Raw genomic sequence first — 19653 nt, 5'->3', positions numbered from 1 at the left:
GAGACGTTGCCCGCAACGTCTCTACAGGTGATACAAATGGATTAATCTGACGACGCAAATAAATCGAGGGGGAGATGACCGTACATTTGATTAATACCCCCTTCAAAAGAAGATTGGCAGGAAACTAAAACACCGCGATGCTCACCCGTATAGGAATCGATATAACACAATCCTGAATTGCCGTTATATTTGATATACACTGCTCCCTCAATCGGAGTCAGGTCAAGATTCGGTTGATAACCTAAAGCTTGAGCATAGGTTTTGAGCGCCGATAAACCCTGAGCCGCTGTATTCGCGCAAATACCAAAAATTTGATAATCTGAATGCTGGGCAAGTAACGCTAAGGCTTGCCGCAGTTTCTCTTTTTCGGCATCTGAAACCACAGGTTGACTCTCAATGCAGTTGAAGGGTTCGAGAAGCGCTTGAGCGTCTGAGAGGGTGAGATGGGTAGAGTTTTGGGTAGACATAGACATAACTGGCGGCGACAATAACGTGATCGATGATATAGCAAAAGGTACACAGCAGAAGGCAAAGGCAAAAGGCACACAGTAGAACGCACAGAGGGTAGAAGGAAAAAGTACCCAAGTTCACGCCTAGGGTGACTTCATCAGATTTGGTATCACTTCAACATGATATTGATCACTCAATTCATGTAAAATTAATCACATTTTTTAGCCTTTATTATCACAATCTCTCAGAGATATCGATCAAGATTTAGTCAACATTTTTACGTAAAAATAATATTTATACATAAAAAAACATCAAAAGAAAAGATCTGCAAGATTTATGAATACTTGTCCCTGCTGCTCCCATCCCTTACTTCGGCACATTAGCCACCATCGCCTCTACTGGTTCTGTTCACACTGCTGGCAGGAAATGCCCACCGTTGATACGACTCGTCGTCAACCGATCCAAGAACTAGAGCGGCTATTTAATCTGCCGACTGTTTCCAGTAAGACTAAATTAGTCAGTCACCTTTAGTACATATTTACTGAATTTATGCCCATCAGTCCAGGTAATATTTACCGTTCATGGCGTATTACCGGGAAACATTAAGGGTATAGATCTCCGCAGAGGAGTTCTTGAATTATGGATTACTTAGCCATCTGTTCATCAATTGCCGCAAATCTAGCAACTTTTTTAGACAATCTTCCTTACCAACATCAGCCAATCATCAATGGAAAAGCTAAAGATGAAATTAATCGCCAAGCGGGTGAAATTATCTATTCTTGTTTAGCCGACTATCCCATCAATCTTTATCTGCAAGGAGAACACCAGAAGCTAAATCCTTGCGCTAGCTATTCTATATTTGTCGATCCAATCGACGGGACATCCAACTGGTTACGTCAAGTGGGTGACCCGTCTTTAGTGATTGCCATCACGTCAAAAACATTGGATGTGACTTTAGGAGATTTAGAATTTGCTTATGTACAAGGATTACGCACAGGAAACTGTTACTATGCAACCCTGAGCGCGGCCTATTTCAGCAGCGCTAACAGTCAAGACTACAGTCAGATTTACTGTCACTCTCAAGTCTGCCTAGACGACGCGATCGCATACTTACGTCCCGGCTATAATCGGGCAAAAGAAGCATTGAGCGGCAGTTTCCCCTTGTGGTTATGCTGTCGGGATATTCGCTCGATCGATAACTCAGCTATGGAACTTTGTCAAATCGCCCGAGGCGCTGCTGATTTTATGGTCGAATGTCGTCATGCGTCGGAAAATTATAATTTGCTCGCCTATCCAATTTTAAAAGCAGCCGGCGGTTATTTAGTTGATTTTCGCGGCAATTCTCTGGAGTCTCTCAGTCTGGACTCTGAATATATTGTCGATTATGTCACCTGTGGTTCTGGCTATTTATTACGAGAGATTCTCCATATTATTCAGCGCTGGGAACAAAACCACGAAAAAAGTTTCCGTAGTTTTTTAGGGGAAATTGAGCGGGAAAACCAAGTTTTGGGAAGTCAAATTGCTTGAAGGGTGATTTGTCATTTGTCATTTGTCATTTTTAAATTGGGAAGGTATGATCTATAACTCGTATTTTTTAGAGAAAATGCTCAAACCCCTTCCCTTGACGACTGTACTATCCCTGACTCTTGTAACCTTTACCGCCGGATGTTCCCCTCAATCTAATCCCTCCCAACCCTCTGTCAACGAGAACGAGATCGATACTGTCTCAGTCGCCGAAAGTCCAGCAGAAGCGGAATTGCAAAAACCAGTCGTTCCCTCACTCGCTGCTCCAGATAATCCCAATCCGGCGATTCAAGCGCAAATCGAGCAGTACATGAATGGTTTAGCCGCCAAAGGATTTGCCAAGGAAAATCATGGGATCTGGATTCAAGCGGGAAATACTCTGCTAGCGAATTATCAAGCTACTGTTCCCTTACCTGCGGCTTCTATCACCAAAATCGCCACCTCCCTCGCTGCTTTGCAAACCTTTGGTCCCGATCACCAATTCATTACCCTCATCGGCGCAACGGGTGCAGTAGAAAACGGCGTTCTCCAAGGAGACTTAGTGATTGAAGGGGGAGAAGATCCATTCTTTGTGTGGGAAGAAGCGATCGCTCTCGGTAATCTCCTCAATCAGATGGGTATCCAGCAGGTAGCGGGGAATTTAATCATCACAGGCAAATTTTACATGAACTTTGAGTTTGAGCCACTCACATCAGGGACTCTTCTCAGACAAGGATTAAATAGTCAACTTTGGACTCCCGCCGCCCAAACCCAATATCAAACCCTACCCCCAGACACCCCCAAACCACAAGTTGCGATCGCGGGTTCGGTACAAGTCTCCCCCACCCCTCCCAGCAACGTCCAACCCCTGATTCGTCACTATTCCTTCCCCCTGGCTGAACTGATCAAAAAAATGAATCAATATAGTAATAATAAAATGGCAGATATGCTCGCCAACTCGGTAGGGGGAGCGAATGTTGTCGCTCAAAAAGCCGCCGCCGCCGCAGGCGTTCCTCAATCTGAAATTACATTAGTTAATGGTTCTGGATTAAGCGATCAAAATAAGATTTCTCCCCGTGCGGCTTCCGGTTTATTTCTCGCCATTGCCCGATATCTTCAACCCTATAATATGAGTCTTGGCGATGTATTGGCGGTTGTTGGACAAGATGAAGGTATTTTAAACGAACGTCCACTTCCCCCATTCGCTATTGTTAAATCCGGAAGTTTAAATAATGTCAGCGCTTTAGGCGGAGCTTTACCCACGCAGCAGCAGGGAATTATCTGGTTTTCTACGATGAATATGGGTTACAACCTGGAAGGATTTCGCGCCCAACAAGAAGCACTGCTGCAAAGTTTTATTAGCCAGTGGGGAGGCGTTCAATCATTACCTGAACCCTTACAACCCAATCCCGAACGAGTCAATAAAACCTCTAGCAATGAAATTGTCAATGAAATATGAGGAAATAGAGAATGGGAAACAGTGAAAAAGGACATAAGACATAAGACTAATTTTCAGATTGGTTCGGCAATAGGGAAGAATGAGAATCTGGAGGAAGGGGATGTTTCCAGACATTGCGATCGCAGCCCATTTTTGGTGGCAAGGCTAATTCCGCCGTGATTCAGAGAAAGCGGGCTTGCTATAATAGGGCAATAATTCCGAACTACCACCTCTTTAACTATGACTTCCCAGCAACTTGACAACCGCTCTCAAGGTCTCGAAGCGCGAGTTGCAGCCTTAGAGTCAGAGCTAGCCCAGTTGAAGCAACTACTTGCTGGCTTGCTTCAGCAGGAAACTCCTTGGTGGATGAAAGTGGCAGGCAGCTTTGAAAATGATCCCACCTTTGATGAAGCTGTTCGTCTGGGTCAAGAATGGCGGCAGTCTGTTGAGTAGCGAACTAGCGCTTTACGATGTACATTCTCGACACAGATCATCTTAGTCTTATCCAGCGTAATGGGGAAGAGGGCAGACGCATTCTAGCAAGGTTGGCAACCGTTCAAGAAGCGGAAGTTGCCGTTACCATCATTACCTATGAAGAACAAGTTAGAGGTCGTCTCAGTGTAATATCTAAGGCAAAAACGTTAGACAATCAGCTACTAGCATATAAATGGCTACAGCAGCTTTTAGATAATTACCGCTCAATTGTGGTTATTCCATTTAATCGTGATGCTGGTCTAGAACACCAACGCTTGAGAAAAGCCTATCCACGTCTGGGCAATATGGATCTAAAAATTGCCGCGATTTCTATTGTGAATAATGCCATATTACTTACTCGCAATACATCAGATTTTGGACAAATTAAAGAATTGCAAATAGAGAATTGGTCAAGACTATAGCTAATTTTCCGATTGGTTCGGCAATAGGGAATGTGGAGGAAGGGGATGTTTCCAGACATTGCGATCGCGGGATGTTAACTTACTCAATTCAACCGTAGCCCCTCGCTGTTCTAATTCTTTCCCCTGAGCCGCAGATAAGCCCGCATTTTGCTTAAATATAGCTCCCTCAACTTTCACACCACTCAGATTGGCATTGAAAAGATTCGCGCCTGTGAGATTGGCTTGTCTCAAATCCGCATTCGTCAAGTTGACATGACGCAGAAACGTATGACTCAAATCGGCTCCCCTGAGATTTAAATGACTTAAATCAGCACGACTCAAATCAGCGCGACTCAGATTTGCCCCTTCTAAATTAGCATGACTGAGGATAGCCCGACGCAATCGCACCTCCTTTAAATTGGCTCCCCTTAACATCGCCTGATTCAGTTGAGCATTGCTGAGATTCGCTTTGCTCAAATCGGCTCTGAATAGACTGGCTCCACTCAGATTTGCCTGTTCTAAAGTCGCCCCCTCTAAATTCGCTTGATCCAATTGGCTGTGCTGTAAGTCTGCACCTGTTAAGTTCGCCTGACTCAGGTTTGCCTCACTCAAGTCAACCTCACTTAAATCCCCGTACTGGAGGCTAGTTTGTCGTAAATCAGCACCCTTGAGATTGGCACCGGTGAGAATTGCCTGATGCAAATTTCCATGGCTGAGATCCGCCTGTTGGAGGTTGGTATGTCGCAGTTTCGCCCCAATCAAACTGGCGCGACTCAGATTAATATTTTGCAAGTTTGAACGACTCAGATTGGCGTTATTTAGGTTAGCGCCATTGAGATTGGCAGAATTCAAGTCAGTAACCGTTAAATCAGCCCCCATGAGTATGGCACTACTTAAATTAGCGCCCCCCAATTTAGCCAGACTCAAATTCGCCTCACTCAGATCAGCACTGCTGAGATTTGCTTCCCGCAAATCGGCAGCACTCAAATCACTATTACGAATGTCAGCCCCCTTCAGATCACTCCCGCGTAGATTAGCGCCTTTCAATTGGCAAAAAATGCGGTATGCCTCCAACTCAGAAACCGCTGATTCGCCCTTCTTAATTTTGACGACATCAAATTGCACGTTCTCCGTATAAATGGCAAAGACAACATTAAAAATATCCAAAAAATGAATAAAAAACCGACATTCTGTTTCCGGATATTTTTCGTAATAGCGAATTAGATTGGCAATACAATTATCTAAATGAGTGCGAACATAATTACACAATAAAATAATTTTGAGCAGGAGAATTACAATTGTCAGAGGACTACCTTGGCTGGTGAGAGTGATAAAGAGCGGGGAGGGTTCCTGCCCATTTTCTGTGGTTAAAAATTCCAAGGTGCGCCGACAAGTCCGCAGTAATAACTCCATGGTCGTCGTTTCCTGATTGTATGACTCATAGAGCAGCTCGAGTTTTTCGGTCAGAGTCTTTTTGAAAAAATCAATCGACTGGTGAGGACTCGTTGAAAAAAGTAAATAGTCGAGTAATTTCCGCTTAAAGTCTCGATAAGTCAGCGTTTTGCTCTGCTGAACAAACACATCAGCCGTATGGGAATAACTGTGCAGAAACTTACGTGATATCAGTTGTTTGAGCAGACGAATGATTCCATTGCCCAGTTGAGTGGGATTCGGGGGCGGTTCCTTTTTAAAGGTTGGCGAATTACAATGCACGGTGTACATTGCTAGCTCAAATTTAAACTTCTCTTTTAACCGTTTTGCCGTTTTCTTAGCTAATTCCCGCTGCTCAACTGGATTTTGAGAATCTAAATATTGCGGTAATAATAAATAATAAGCATAGCGATGACTCCACCCTCGACGTTCGGTACGGCTTGAGGTAAAGACTTTAAGTTCTTGATAGTCCTGGCTTTCAATAAAATTAGCAATCCACGTTCTCAAACGATTCAGGGTCTGAGATACAGTAGATTTAACTGAGTCCACCTTAGCCAGCGTTTGAATCAACTCCTCTATCGAGTCTGAGCGCCGACTTGCCAACCAATTGTTAATTAAAATATAGCAAGACCGCTTCAGAGTATTTCTGAATTCTTGCTCGTTCTTTTGCTCAAGCAGCTCATACATTGAGCGAGTGACGTCTGGATTTTGTGTACACTCACTGGAAAAAAATAACTGCTTAAATTCCGGCAAAACAGCTTCTGGAGGGTCATTTTCCACTCGATCGAGTAGGAATTGAAAAATAACCTCCTGAGCTTGCTGAATCCGTTGCTGCTTTGATTCTCCATCAGCCGAAGAATCGATTTGCTGATTGTCTGGTATGATGCGCCCCTCCATAAATAGGTAAAATCTGAGTTGGCTAATCCTGGTGGTTATCTGCCTCTACTGCTCCATAGCGGCGATAGTCTCTGCCTCTAGTTTAACCTTTTCCCAAAATATTCTTTATCGGAAACATTTATTGTAACCAAAATCCGTAGCATCTTGGGGAGCAGGCGTACAGGGGAGATGGAGGAGATGGGGGAGATGGGGAAGATGAGGAAGATGGGAGAGAGAATTTACAAAGGATGAATAAAAAATGACCAATGACGAATGACGTAGCTTGCTTCTCAAGGGTAGCGAGTTCCTCACCGTTAACTTTAAATTTTCCCATCTACTTATCCAAAAATTGCACCCTGTTGTTTGAGTTCTCGCTTCATTGGCTCAGAGAGTCCAGAATTATTTCCAAATCGAGTTCCCTTAACCTTCACATCCGTGAGATTTGCATTAAACAGGTTGGCACCAAGAAGATTAGCATGATTGAGATTTGCACCCGTCAAATTGACGTGACGTAGCAAAGCTTTACTCATATCGCTTCTACTGAGGTTACTATTGCTCAAATCTGTGCGAGTTAAGTTCGTTTTCTGAAGATTAGCATGACACAAACTGGCATAACTGAGATCCGCCCGATCCAAGTTAGCACTACTTAAATTGGCGTGGTTTAGCTGAGTCCAATTGAGTTGAGCGCATCTAAGATTAGCATCCCTGAGATCTACATCCTTAAGATTGGCTTGACTGAGATCAGCATTGCTCAGATCAGCATAGCGCAGATTGGCATTCACTAGATTCGCAGAATTCAAGCTAGCATTACTTAAGTCAGCACCACTCAGATCGGCTTGCTGGAGATTAGCACGACGCAGTTTAGCGCTCTTTAAAATTGCACAGCATAGATTAGCTTGTCGCAGGTCAGCACAACGTAGATTTGCTTCACTGAGACTCGCACCGCTCAAATTAGCATCTTGAAGCATCGCACCGCTTAACTCCGTGCGATCAAGTATGGCACCGCTTAAGTTTGTCTGACTAAGTTTGGCAAGACTCAAGTCGGCTTTGCTCAAATCAGCCCCCGCCAAATCAGCCTCCCGTAAATCTGCTGCTCTGAGATCCATATAACGGATATCTGTTCCTCTTAAATCAGCACTCCGCAGATCCGTTCCTTTTAATTGGGAAAAGACGCGATAGTTATCAAGATCCATAACATAAGCATCTGGCTCATCGTCATTATCACTAAGTTTAACGATGTTATATTGAGTGTCTTCGGTACAAATAGCAAAAACAATCTTGAAAACTTCCAAGAAATTAATCAGCCACTGACAGTCTTTTTCTGTAGAATTCTCGTAATATTGAATTAATTGGGCAATACAAACATCAAGATGCGTTTGAGCATATTTACAAATTAAAATAATTTTCAGGAGAATCACGACTAAGGTTAAAGGGTTGCCACGATTCGTTAACAAAATAAATAGAGTTGAAGGTTCTCGACCATCTTCAGTTGTTAGCACCTCAATCATTCGCCGACATGTGCGTAGGAGTAAGTCACCACTAATCGGTTTGAGATGATGATTTTCATACAGACTATCTAATCGAGCAAATAAATACTGATCGAGTATTTCCGAATAAACGGGAGTGTTAATTAAAAATAACAAATAATTCTTTAAATCCTGTTTAAAGTCTTGGTAGCATTTATTGGGAACGTATTGATTTAAATAATCAGCATAACTTCGGCAATTAACCAATAGTTGGCGAGAGCTTATTTTTTTAATCAGTTGGATGACGTGAGGACCTAGACGAGTTGGGTTAATGATTTTTTTCTCGGAATTGAAATTAGGAGAATCATATCGAGCCGTATACATAGCTAGATCGAACTTAAATTTTTTCCTCAGCCGTCTAGACAGATTTTTGGCAGTTTCTCGCTGTTCAATTGGATTGCGAGAGTCCAGATATTGGGGAACTAATAAATAAGATGTATACCGATGACTCCAGTGCTGTTGTTCGGCTTCAGATTCAGCCGTATAGGGAGCCGAAAATAATTTCAGTTCTTGATAATCGTGGCTATCAACAAAATTATAAATATACCCTTTTAGCCGACTCATGGAAGGGGATAGAGTTGTCGGCTTCAGCGGAGGATCACCAACTAATTCAATCAGGTTTTGAATAAAATCATAACGGCGTTTTGAAGACCAATTATTAATTAAAATATAACAAGATCGTTTTAAAGTATTTCTGAATTCTTGATTATTTTTGCTGGCAATAATTGTATCAAGTGCAGTTTTTATATGAGGCTCACTCGGCTCTTTACCCAATATAAATAATTGGCGAAACTCTTGTAATACAGTTTCTGGGGGATTGTGATGAACGATTTTGATCAAAAATTGATAAATAACCTCTTGAGCCTGCTGAATATTGAAGTCAGACCCAGAAACGTCCTCACCTGATAAATTCAATTGTTCGCCTTCTGGCAAGATGCGCCCCGTCATGATCAAAAAAAATGTTGACAATAATTAAAGTATTAAAATTTTGTCATTTTATAGTTGAGTAGCATAGGGAATAGACAATACAGCTCGGATCAGCTCTAATTCTTCTCCCTCTACTCCTCTAGCTCCCCCAGCTTCTTTGAACTCTCTTCTTAGCCGAGCAGTATAGGGGCGTGCCAGGAAGATTTGCGCGGGTCAGTACCGCCCCACTGCACGAGCCAAATTTTGCCGACGGGAGAAAGAGCAACTGCGATCGCATAACTAAGTCAGCTAACCCTTGCTAAGACAAGTCTACTCTTGATCATACCTTAGTCTAGCTTTCTGGGACGTCACCCAAAAGCGGCTATCCCTCCCCCCCGTCTTGGCTGGGGCTTGCAGCAGTAGGCGAAATACCTAGATTTACCGATAATATACCCAGAGGTTTTCGGTTAAAAATCTCCCTTGTCGATTATTGTCAATAGGGGAAGCCGCCGCTGCCCTTGGGAGTGTCGATAGACACCTTGAGGCGATGGGAGAAAGAAGACAAAATTCAATCGGTGCGGACAGAGGGAGGACATGGTTGAATGTTGAATGTTGAATGTTGAATGTTGATTGTTGATTGTTAATTGCTACCATGAACAATGAACAATGAACAATGAACAATGAACAATGAACAATGAAGCTGTTGACACCTCCGATAAATCTTTGTAAGATACAGAAATCAGAGATTTTTAGTCGGTCATGACCCAAGCAGAATTCCGCACTTATGTCACGACAACAACCAACCGTTGGGTGGTTGCGTTTTTGAATGATGCGGCGACACTCGGCTACGATGCCAAGATTGAGTGCTTGAAGCTGCTTTTAGAACAAAACCCTCCGAGTAAGTCAAAGCTGAACACTCAGCTACAGCAGAATCATGACATCAACAAGCGACAGGCAAACAGCATCATCGCTTATGTTGAAGGTGCAGTTAAGTCGGCGAATGAATGCCGTAGCAATCACTTGGAATTACTGCAAGGCAAGCTTAAGCACACAACAGAAGTCATTGCGAATTTAGAAAAGAAAATTAAAGCGCACCGCAAATATCTACAAGCCGTAGAACAGGTAAACCGAGGGAAGAAGAAGAAAGTTCCCAAGTCTCTCAAACCTAAGTACCCAGACGCTTGCCCAATACGGTGCGCTCATCATTTAACCCTATACAGGCAAGCCCAAGTTAAACTTCATCACAAGAAACGGTACGCCCACAAGTTAAAGCTTTATATCGCCCAGATCAAAGCGTCTCCCTTGCACGTAAACTTGGGGAACAAGTATACCGTGGAGATGGTTGGTTCCAAGGATGAATCCTACGGAAATCAGATTTGCCAGTTGGATTTAATTGGCTCCGAACTTCATATTCGAGTTCCATATCGCTTGGACAAGCGATATGGGAAATATATTCAGTTTCCTATCCGTTTACCCAAACATGGAACCGATAACCTAGCCACAGCCTGGTACAATCGACAAGCCTTAACCTATCGATTCATCCAAAAAAAATTGACGGAGTGGGAAATCCATATCACCTTTGAGGTCAAACCCGCTCCTCGGATAACTGCCCCCATTTCTTGGGGAGCCATTGGTGTAGACCTTAATCCCAACTGTATCGGTTGGGCAATGACTGATAAGGACGGGAATCTGGATGGCTTTGGTCAAATCAAAGTCAATATTCAGTCTCAACCTAAGGGACGTACTGAGGCTATCTTGGTTGATGTCATTACTCAACTTACCAACTTAGCCTTGGAGCATAAGCGTCCCATTGTTGTCGAAAAGCTCGACTTTAGCGACTTTAAAAAACGGTTGCGCGAACTAAATGCTCGGCATAACCGTATGCTGAGTAACTTTGCTTACTCAAAATTTCTTAAACTCCTATTAGCCAGATGCTTCAAACTGGGCATCCAAGTTATTGAGGCTAATCCCGCTTACAGTAGCTGGATTGGACTGATTAAGTTCATGTCGATGTACGGCATGAACTCTGCCACCGCGGCCGCCTTCGTGTTGGCGCGACGTGGAATGTTTTTATCGGAAAGACTGCCAGCCAGAACCGCCTACCAAGGAACGGAACCGAGAAAGCACGTCTGGACGCACTGGCGGTTGGTGGCGAAACGAGTCAAAGGCTCATCTCGCCACTCCTTTTATCAGCCTAGACTAACAGTCTACTCCAGGTCACGCTCAGCACGGAGCGGGGAGTCACGGGACGAACCGCCATCGACTGTTGTCAATTCCTCTCTTGGAGCTTGGAGAAGTCGGTGAAAATCCGACAGGAAGTCGTTAGTACCGCATGACGGCGTATCTGCATAGTTTTGCATAGATATTTTTTAGCGGTAGTAAGGATAGCCATTGTGTACTGTCTTCACCGTTGATGGTTCAGACCAGATTCTTCGCTTCGCTCCCATCAGACAGGTTAGAACGCAACTTGGGATCAAATCCTATAACCCTGATGAAAACTGTTGCTTGGGCCACTGATACTTCGTTCTTGACTTCAGGGGTTCAGCTTGACGACTACCTCCCACATTTCCCAAAGCGGCATTTCCTTTGCTCTTACTACTTTGTAACAACTGGTGAGCCATTAACACCATCAATGATTCAAAAACTGACGTTTTTTCATTGGGATTTACTGTAACAATGGGCGGTCGGTTTTTGTCGTTCATAAATCCAAGAGCAAAAGCAACATGCTCTTGTCCCAAAGCGCCAGGTAAATCCATACAAGTTAGACCGATTATCATGGGAATTTGGACTCGGCTGTTCATAAACGAGATAATTTCGCGAGCATCATTAAAAGAGCTAGAACGATTGGCTGCCACCAGTAAAATATAGGCATGAGCGCGACGAATCAATAAATCCCACATAAAATCAAAGCGCGATTGACCGGGAGTCCCATAAACTTGTAACTCCATATCCCGCCCTAAAATGCGCGTACCGAAATCGAAAGCAACAGTTGTGCGTTTCTTCATTAACGATGTGTTATCTGTCGCTTTGCGTTCTGTGTCAATTACTGTCGTTTGACTAAAAGTTCGCACAAAAGTTGATTTACCAGCACCCACTGTTCCGGTTACGACAAGACGCATTGTTTCCATTAGATTTTTCTCCGCAGTATTTCACCTAAGTTTATGAATGTCAGAGCCGTTAAGCGAGTAACTTATTTACAGCACACCACTGTAAAAAAACATAAAATTACCCGGAATTGCACCACACCTGAAATTAATTAGCTAACCTTTCGTGTTGTCTAACCATTTAGACGGAACTAGCTCCGGCGGCAATGAGTCGCTTAAATAGACGTTCAGTCCAGCCTGTTTCTTGAAGTACGGCGGCTGAACTGACTTCAATGTAGGCTTGCTCAATGAAGGCTAAATCGATCATACAAATTCGACTGAGTGCTTCTTGCAGTTCAGCAGGTTTGTCATTGGCTTTGAGTCGTTTATCTATATCTCGTATCACCGTTACCATCGCCGGAACAACATGTTGAGGTCCAATACCAATTCGCACATGTACTAAGCCAATCCGCCAACGACGCTCAGCATAAGCATTACCCCAGTCATCCATACCCGTAAACATTTCGTAAAACCACTGAACAAAGGTTTCCCGGAGCCGATGGATGCGATCAGGTGTGTGATTTAAAATTGCATTCATTTCTGGATCGCTGCCTAAGTAGGCGTAGAACTGTTCGGCTACCTCTGGTGCAATTTCTTTTCCCCAATCAGCCTGGGATTTCAAGAGGGATTTATCGGTTTCAGTAAAATAAATCCGATCTTGCATTTTTTGCAAAAAATCATAAGCGTTCAGGGTCATATTTTTCTCTGATCTGGATTTTAGGGTAAGCCTCAAAATAGAGTCTTCTCTAGTTTTAGCAATTTTTCTAGAGTCTTGTCTGCTTGTTTTATGATAAAACTATGAATATTTTGAATGAATGGTAAAAGGCAGAGGGCATAAGGTTTATTATGTGTACGTGGTTGTTTAAGCCGTTCAATCTGTCCTAATCTTTATGGCGACAGCTATACCATTAAGGCTATTCAAGGTTTTCCATGATTTTCGCCAAAATCCGGAACATCTCGTAATTTTTTGGGGGTATATTTGTATAGTTTTATGAAGCTAACTTCTAGAGTTGTGTAGCTCTAAAAACGAGCCATTGGATTAGATGTTTTACCCCGTCAACATAATGATAGACAGAATTAAACTGATCACCAGGATAAATGCGCTCCCCCAATAAAGAATGAGACGCTGAGGCTGAGGCGTCTGAGTGGAAGAAGAGGTTTCAACGCTTTGTCCTTTAATCGACTGTAACCATTCAGCGACTCGTTGAAACTTGGGCAAGTTTGGATGAAGTTTTGTCAGCGAGTCTTGCCACAACTGAATAGCTGGTTCTGGCTGATTATTTTGAGCAAAGAAAATACCCATATTGGCTAACGTCTGACCTTCTCGGTAGCGATCGCGTAACTCCTGGAACATGGACAGACTCTGCTGATAGCATTCAGTCGCGTTCTGGTGCTGCTGCTGCTGAAAATACACATTCCCCAGATTACTTAACGTCTTTGCCATTCCGGGGCGATCGCTCAACTCGTTAAAAATACCCAAACTCTGCTGATAACATTGGTTCGCCTTCTCCCATTGACCGGCTAAGGAATACACATTGCCCAAATTAATCAGTGTCTGCGCCTCTTTGTCGCGATCACCTAATTCTCGGCTAGCTGCCAAAGCCAATCCATGAGTGCGTTCCCAGTCTCCCCAGTACCCATGAGTATTAAAGAAATTAACCAAATTCTGAGCTAGAGACACCACCACATCCCACGCCTCCGCTTGATGCGCCCACTCCACCGACGCTAATATATTCGGTAGCTCGATTTCAAACCAGTATAGAGCCGTCAACAGCCAACGACGCTCCGTCGGTGCTTGCTCTTTACCCTTAACCACAGATTGAACCAACTGGCGACGAGTTTCTGGATTAATCGCCAAATCCACCATTTCAGCCGTCTCCAGATACCAGCGACTCAGCCTTAATCGAGCCGCTTGTCGCACATCCGCAGGTTCTTGCTGCGCCAACTGTCCTCGGGCAAACAAGCGCACCACATCATGAAAACGGTAGCGCCCAGGACTTACTGGGGTGACAAGCTGCCATGCCACTAACGTATCAAAAGAGTGCTGCGCGATCGCAGATTCCACCTCTAACAACCTTGGCGCGACTTCCGCCTTAAAATTGACACCGACTAAAAGTCCCAGTAAACGGAACAAACGCGCCGAGGCTTCATCCAGTGACTGATAACTCAGCACCAGGCTAGGGCGCACCGACAAATCACTCAGGTGCATTTGTGCTAATCGCTGCTTTTCATGTTCCAGCTTGCTCGCATAATCAGCCAGTTTCCAGTGGGGGGATTGGCGCAGAAATCCCCCAGTAATCCGCAGTGCTAAAGGCAAATAGTCGCACTGAGTCATAATGTGTTGAGTGGCATCTGGTTCAGCCGCGATCGCGTCTTTTCCGATCAGAGTTTCCAACAGCGATCGCGCTTCGGGTTCACTCATCACCGGTAACTCGACAATCGTCGCCTCCTCCAACCCATTAATCTGGCGGCGAGTCGTAATTAAAACCGCACAAGTGGAACATTTAGGGAGTAAAGGACGAATCTGAAACTCATCGCGGGCGTTGTCCAGGATCAATAATACCCGTTTCCCGGCTATCAGAGAATGATACAGTTGAGACCGTTCACTCAAACTTTGAGGCATCGACTGAGCCTCCACACCCCAAACCCGCAGAAACCCCGCGAGTACGTCTAAAGAGTCGAGAGGTTGCCCTTCACTTCCACGCAGGTTGACATAAAGCTGAGCATCGGGAAACTCAGATTGTAACTCATAGGCAACTTGCACCGCTAAGGCAGATTTGCCCACACCGGCGACACCCGTTACGATTGCGATCGCCGCCTGGGATGCTTGACCCAATGTTGCCTGATTTAGCACCCCAGTTATGCGTTCGAGTTCCTCTTGGCGACCTGTAAAATCAGCCAGTTGAAGCGGTAACTGATAACTGGACGTCGGTTGAGTCAAACTGTCCTGATAAATTTGTTTCGCTTGACTGGGTTCAACTGTCACCGCATCTTGCACTAGACCATGAAAGTGTAATTCATACCTTGATTTATTTCCACTCATCGATTGCTCCAATGGTTTATCGCCAAACAATCATCATCACTCTCGCTTAGTCACCCCTACTCTAAGCTCGGAATGGGTTTGGTCTTACAGGTAATACAGACTGGCAACGGTCTGCTTTAACGTACCGTATTTTTACTCTGAAAAAAATATAGACATTCCCTTAAATCTATCCTGACTCAATTTTTTATAAAACGCCAGATATAAGCGTTACATATAGCAATCGCCATAGCGGTTAGGACGCATCATTTATGTTCCAGACGCAGTGAAAAGTAAGGTTCCCTGTTCCCTGACCTACCCATGAAAAAACCCGGCTCAAACCGGGCCACACTACCATTTGATGGAAAACTTACTCAGTCATCAAACTATGTTGACAAATTTTTGAATACCCAATTGAGTACTACTTTGTAGGTTCACAGTCGCAGGTGAGTGGGCAAGCTGCAAAAATTGACTTATGCAGAATATTCTGCTCACCATGTAACCAGCTTAACCAACGGACTTCCTTCGGATTGACGCCCTTAAAGGTTAATACGGCGGCGCCGAATAAAATTCCCAAAACATTCGCGCCAATCAAACCAACGGCGACGAGCAAAACGGCACTAATCGGCAAAAGCGATTGCAAGGAAATCGCCATAATTGCTCCGAGCGCCACCATTAACACAATCAGCGGAAACCCTGCCACTAAGAGACTTACGGTTAGGGTAAATGTCCAAATTAAGAAGCCTTTGACCTTTTCGTTGAGTGAATACGTCTTTGTTAAGTTTTCACTGGTTGTCATTTCCATGGACGTTCCTCCTATCGGGGATAAAAAATGGTCTTTATGTAACAAACCTTTAATCAATTTCTAAATTTAAGAAATTACGAAGGTAAAACCCAGTATAGTGAACTTCTCCGGAGAAATGAGCTTTTTTTAAAAAAAATTTACAATCAGGGTAGACTATTTATGGATCGCTGAGAAGGTCAGACCAACAATTGAGTTCAAGCCTTGATCCCAGTTCATCTCTACCTATAGAGTGAGCTATTTAGCCTCTAAACCCTTCAATGGTATACCCTTGACGCCTTCATAACTTGAATATGATCAATCGCCTAGATGGATTTTGTTAACATTTCTTATCCTTTTGTGCCATCGTTCTCATAATTCTCTAGTAACTCTTCTGTGTTTAGCAAAGTAGGGTGGGCATTGCCCACCCTACATTCCTAGAGCCTTCTGCCTTTGTTCGGTCAGCTAGGTGTCATTTACGACAGAACCATCCGCAATTCACCAACAGTGCGCTTGATTTCCAGCATCAACAGTCCTTGCTTCGCATCTTTAGTCGCCAGAACTAGAAAGACGGTATCTTCACCACAACTGGTCAAGACACTAAAGCCCTTTTCACCCTCAACATAGATCCGGTCAATTGCACCGCGAACTAATTCACGACCAATCCGTTCACCTAAAGAAAGCATCGCCGCTGACATTGCAGAAACTCGTTCGTCATCCATACCACTGGGTAAAGTCGTCGCCAGAGGTAAACCATCCGGGGTGACAACCGCTGCTCCTTCAACATCAGAGGTAGCTGAAGCAAAGTCTTTGATGATCATTCCTAGTTTTTCGGCGTTAATCGCCATTTGGATACTCCTTGTTTAATTTCCAACAGTCTTTGCAGTAATAGATACTGAAAGCTGAGATTTCTCCTGTTCCCCCGACGCTGTTACTCTTAGAGTTCAGGGCGGACATTCCTGTTGATTTCACCCATAATGGTGTACTCGAACAGATCACAGCTACCCCCTTGTAAGAGTGATTCAATTTGAGTTCCCTGCAAGCGCTGATTCAGAAAGGCTTCGAGAAACCCTTGAATCGCCCCCATGGTGAAAGAAGCGACCCGAGTTGAGCCTTGAAGTTCACCGAAGGAGTCAAAGGTTTCGCGAGTATAGACTTTGTAGACATCGCCCTCTTGGATAATCTTGTCAATTACGCACAAACGAGTTCCCTCTTTGCCCAAGGCTAGCTGGGCTTTTTCGGTAATTTCTTCCAGGGAGACGGAGGCATCCTTGTCTACCAAATTGAGTTTTTTGGCTAGCTCTTTACCCCGTTGGCGACCTGCAGAAAGCATTGCGATCGCAGCGGCTTTTTCACCCAGCGCATCCTCGATACCGCTAACGATTGCCTTCATTTCTCCAATACTGCCAAAGTCTCCCAGTTCTTGACGTGGCTCTTTCGCTAAATCTGCCATAATATTTTCCTCATTTGATCTCAATTCTTGTTGGTATTAAGAGTTCAACTGTTCAGACAAAAATATGTTTAAACAGCAAAATCTTGGTCGGGTACTGGGAAAATAGTACCTACTTTTGTTATAGCCGAGAATTACCGAAATTACCGAATAGTCTATACTTTCTTAATTAAGTGAACAGAAAATTAGTTTGGCTAAAAAAAATGAATTAATGAATAAAAATATTACCTCAAAAAAACAATAAAAACAAAATAATAAAACCCGGTCATATACGGCAAAAAAATGGCAAAATATATCCCAGAATTTTAGCTGTGTCACACCAGTAGGGACAGGACATGTCCTGTCCCTACTAATGGTGATTGAGAGGCTAATAAAGCCTAGCAGCCTTATACTTTTATTTGGTCAGCTAGATGAGCAATCAATCACGACAGAACCATCCGCAATTCACCAACAGTGCGCTTGATTTCCAGCATCAACAGTCCTTGCTTCGCATCTTTAGTCGCCAGAACTAGAAAGACGGTATCTTCACCACAACTGGTCAAGACACTAAAGCCCTTTTCACCCTCAACATAGATCCGGTCAATTGCACCGCGAACTAATTCACGACCAATCCGTTCACCTAAAGAAAGCATCGCCGCTGACATTGCAGAAACTCGTTCGTCATCCATACCACTGGGTAAAGTCGTCGCCAGAGGTAAACCATCCGGGGTGACAACCGCTGCTCCTTCAACATCAGAGGTAGCTGAAGCAAAGTCTTTGATGATCATTCCTAGTTTTTCGGCGTTAATCGCCATTTGGATACTCCTTGTTTAATTTCCAACAGTCTTTGCAGTAATAGATACTGAAAGCTGAGATTTCTCCTGTTCCCCCGACGCTGTTACTCTTAGAGTTCAGGGCGGACATTCCTGTTGATTTCACCCATAATGGTGTACTCGAACAGATCACAGCTACCCCCTTGTAAGAGTGATTCAATTTGAGTTCCCTGCAAGCGCTGATTCAGAAAGGCTTCGAGAAACCCTTGAATCGCCCCCATGGTGAAAGAAGCGACCCGAGTTGAGCCTTGAAGTTCACCGAAGGAGTCAAAGGTTTCGCGAGTATAGACTTTGTAGACATCGCCCTCTTGGATAATCTTGTCAATTACGCACAAACGAGTTCCCTCTTTGCCCAAGGCTAGCTGGGCTTTTTCGGTAATTTCTTCCAGGGAGACGGAGGCATCCTTGTCTACCAAATTGAGTTTTTTGGCTAGCTCTTTACCCCGTTGGCGACCTGCAGAAAGCATTGCGATCGCAGCGGCTTTTTCACCCAGCGCATCCTCGATACCGCTAACGATTGCCTTCATTTCTCCAATACTGCCAAAGTCTCCCAGTTCTTGACGTGGATCTTTCGCTGAATCTGCCATAATATTTTCCTCATTTGATGCTAAAAATTTGTTGGCATTAAGAGTTTAGCTGTTCAGACAAAACTATGTTTAAACAGCCAAAGCATGGTAGGGGTCTTAGTAAATGTTTTCTCTTTTTGTTTTAGCAGTTTGTTTTTAATATGTCTGCATGGTAAACATTTCTTAAAATAATTAACTATAGAATTTATGATTAAATTAACTCTCGTAGTAATACTCAAAAATAAAATTGATCGCCCCATAAAAAATAAATGTAAAATTTATGTTCTTTTAATTTATATTCTCTCATAATACAGTGATTATTAATTAATTTTAGCGATAGTTTGTTTAATTTATTTATCATCTCAACAGTGGAATAATTTATCAGTTGGGTTGACACCTGTTGTTAGGACAATAAAATTGGGTGAAAAGGCAACAGGCAACAGGGGAATGTCCTAACGTATCCCGGTAGTGCTATATATGGGTAGGGTGGGCAATGCCCACCCTACATAGGGCTTGCTGCACAAGTGAAGAAACCGTGATGAAAGGTGAATAGGGATTAGATTGCAGTTACTAACCCTTACCCATCAAGGTGATTACGACAGAACCATCCGCAATTCATCAAGGGTGCGCTTGATTTCCAGCATCAACAGTCCTTGCTTCGCCGCTTTAGTCGCCAAAACTAGAAAGACGGTATCTTCACCACAACTGGTGAGGATACTCAAACCCTGATCACCCTCAACATAGATACGATCAATTACACCGCGAACTAATTCTTTACCAATCCTTTCCCCTAAGGAAAGCATCGCCGCCGACATTGCAGAGACTCGTTCGTCATCCATACCACTGGGTAAAGTCGTCGCCAGAGGTAAACCATCCG

At 43.8% G+C, this 19653-nt stretch carries 18 protein-coding genes and 1 pseudogene; 7 read left to right on the top strand and 12 right to left on the bottom strand.

All coding sequences use genetic code 11. The annotated features are described in order from the left end of the window. Positions 1-41: 41 nt before the first annotated feature. Positions 42-467, bottom strand: a complete 426-nt coding sequence (locus ACLFWI_RS00765) for a DUF1824 family protein (RefSeq protein ID WP_446411336.1) — start codon at positions 465-467, stop codon at positions 42-44. 319 nt (positions 468-786) lie between these two features. Between ACLFWI_RS00765 and ACLFWI_RS00760 the strand changes: the two genes are divergently transcribed. The 5 genes from ACLFWI_RS00760 (at position 787) to ACLFWI_RS00740 (ending at position 4287) form a co-directional block, all read left to right on the top strand. Further along, a complete protein-coding gene (locus tag ACLFWI_RS00760; protein WP_446411303.1) occupies positions 787-981 on the top strand; it encodes a hypothetical protein in 195 nt (64 codons plus the stop codon). A gap of 108 nt (positions 982-1089) precedes the next feature. Beyond that, complete coding sequence (locus ACLFWI_RS00755) at positions 1090-1977, top strand: inositol monophosphatase family protein (protein ID WP_446411302.1); 888 nt, start codon at positions 1090-1092, stop codon at positions 1975-1977. Positions 1978-2053: 76 nt separating this feature from the next. Further along, on the top strand, positions 2054-3412 hold the full coding sequence (locus ACLFWI_RS00750; RefSeq protein WP_446411335.1) for a D-alanyl-D-alanine carboxypeptidase: 1359 nt from the start codon (positions 2054-2056) through the stop codon (positions 3410-3412). A 219-nt stretch (positions 3413-3631) separates the two neighbouring features. After that, a complete protein-coding gene (locus ACLFWI_RS00745) occupies positions 3632-3844 on the top strand; it encodes a hypothetical protein (RefSeq protein WP_446357187.1) in 213 nt (70 codons plus the stop codon). A 17-nt stretch (positions 3845-3861) separates the two neighbouring features. Next, positions 3862-4287, top strand: coding sequence for a type II toxin-antitoxin system VapC family toxin (locus ACLFWI_RS00740; protein ID WP_446407313.1), 426 nt, complete (start codon positions 3862-3864; stop codon positions 4285-4287). Here the strand turns inward: ACLFWI_RS00740 and ACLFWI_RS00735 are convergent, their stop codons facing one another. After that, the gene (locus tag ACLFWI_RS00735; RefSeq protein WP_446411301.1) at positions 4288-6594 is read right to left on the bottom strand and encodes a pentapeptide repeat-containing protein; all 2307 of its coding nucleotides are present in this window, start codon (positions 6592-6594) and stop codon (positions 4288-4290) included. 317 nt (positions 6595-6911) lie between these two features. Next, positions 6912-9047 carry a pentapeptide repeat-containing protein gene (locus tag ACLFWI_RS00730; RefSeq protein ID WP_446411300.1) on the bottom strand — a complete coding sequence of 712 codons (2136 nt, stop codon included), beginning with the start codon at positions 9045-9047 and terminating at the stop codon, positions 6912-6914. A 470-nt stretch (positions 9048-9517) separates the two neighbouring features. On the opposite strand from ACLFWI_RS00730, the pseudogene ACLFWI_RS00725 reads away from it, so the two are divergent. Continuing rightward, positions 9518-9601, top strand: a pseudogene (locus tag ACLFWI_RS00725) (MerR family DNA-binding transcriptional regulator); the annotation flags it as partial. A gap of 163 nt (positions 9602-9764) precedes the next feature. Next, complete coding sequence (locus tag ACLFWI_RS00720; RefSeq protein WP_446411299.1) at positions 9765-11309, top strand: IS200/IS605 family accessory protein TnpB-related protein; 1545 nt, start codon at positions 9765-9767, stop codon at positions 11307-11309. A 176-nt stretch (positions 11310-11485) separates the two neighbouring features. Here ACLFWI_RS00720 and ACLFWI_RS00715 read toward each other — a convergent pair whose 3' ends face one another. The 9 genes from ACLFWI_RS00715 to ACLFWI_RS00675 all read right to left on the bottom strand — a co-directional run. Next, a complete protein-coding gene (locus ACLFWI_RS00715; protein WP_446410528.1) occupies positions 11486-12133 on the bottom strand; it encodes a GTP-binding protein in 648 nt (215 codons plus the stop codon). A gap of 157 nt (positions 12134-12290) precedes the next feature. Further along, a complete protein-coding gene (locus ACLFWI_RS00710) occupies positions 12291-12845 on the bottom strand; it encodes a protoglobin domain-containing protein (RefSeq protein ID WP_446411298.1) in 555 nt (184 codons plus the stop codon). Positions 12846-13196: 351 nt separating this feature from the next. Further along, a complete protein-coding gene (locus ACLFWI_RS00705) occupies positions 13197-15191 on the bottom strand; it encodes a tetratricopeptide repeat protein (protein WP_446411297.1) in 1995 nt (664 codons plus the stop codon). A gap of 397 nt (positions 15192-15588) precedes the next feature. After that, positions 15589-15972, bottom strand: a complete 384-nt coding sequence (locus ACLFWI_RS00700) for a hypothetical protein (RefSeq protein WP_446411296.1) — start codon at positions 15970-15972, stop codon at positions 15589-15591. Positions 15973-16424: 452 nt separating this feature from the next. Continuing rightward, on the bottom strand, positions 16425-16796 hold the full coding sequence (locus ACLFWI_RS00695) for a roadblock/LC7 domain-containing protein (RefSeq protein ID WP_446411294.1): 372 nt from the start codon (positions 16794-16796) through the stop codon (positions 16425-16427). Between the two features lie 89 nt (positions 16797-16885). Next, the gene (locus ACLFWI_RS00690; protein WP_446411295.1) at positions 16886-17401 is read right to left on the bottom strand and encodes a hypothetical protein; all 516 of its coding nucleotides are present in this window, start codon (positions 17399-17401) and stop codon (positions 16886-16888) included. Positions 17402-17820: 419 nt separating this feature from the next. After that, positions 17821-18192, bottom strand: coding sequence for a roadblock/LC7 domain-containing protein (locus tag ACLFWI_RS00685; RefSeq protein WP_446411294.1), 372 nt, complete (start codon positions 18190-18192; stop codon positions 17821-17823). A gap of 89 nt (positions 18193-18281) precedes the next feature. Continuing rightward, the gene (locus ACLFWI_RS00680; protein WP_446411293.1) at positions 18282-18797 is read right to left on the bottom strand and encodes a hypothetical protein; all 516 of its coding nucleotides are present in this window, start codon (positions 18795-18797) and stop codon (positions 18282-18284) included. Positions 18798-19369: 572 nt separating this feature from the next. After that, a partial coding sequence (locus tag ACLFWI_RS00675; protein WP_446411292.1) for a roadblock/LC7 domain-containing protein occupies positions 19370-19653 on the bottom strand: 284 nt, incomplete at its 5' end.

Source organism: Coleofasciculus sp. (genome assembly GCF_046539235.1).
Taxonomy (GTDB): Bacteria; Cyanobacteriota; Cyanobacteriia; order Cyanobacteriales; family Coleofasciculaceae; genus Coleofasciculus.
This window is presented reverse-complemented; position numbering and strand designations above follow the sequence as displayed.